This window comes from Pseudomonas sp. HY13-MNA-CIBAN-0226, from assembly GCF_040310305.1.
GTDB lineage: Bacteria > Pseudomonadota > Gammaproteobacteria > Pseudomonadales > Pseudomonadaceae > Aquipseudomonas > Aquipseudomonas gregormendelii.
This window is the reverse complement of record NZ_JBEOPS010000663.1, coordinates 1-233: the sequence shown is the minus strand read 5'-3', so window position 1 is coordinate 233 and position 233 is coordinate 1. Positions and strand designations below refer to the sequence as shown.

Genomic DNA, 233 nt, shown 5'->3' with positions numbered 1-233 from the left:
ACAATATACAGACGATCAAACTCACTCGCATCATCGATAGGACGTTGTTTTTCTGCGCTGAGTCGTTCAACTAAATCTGTCGACGTATTACTGTGACCAACCACTAAAATATTTCCTTGTTGAGTTAATAGTTGTTGAGTGAATACGGCCATATCGCGAGGGTCATAAATACTCAGATTGAGTTGCTGATCTTGGCTGACGGCAGTCGCAGTTTCACGGGTACGATTATAGTC

The 233-nt window shown here is 42.5% G+C and carries 1 protein-coding gene; it reads right to left on the bottom strand.

Annotated elements, in window-relative coordinates; all coding sequences use genetic code 11:
- The coding region (locus tag AAEZ05_RS30340; RefSeq protein ID WP_350650389.1) for a hypothetical protein at positions 1-233 on the bottom strand (233 nt) is incomplete at both ends.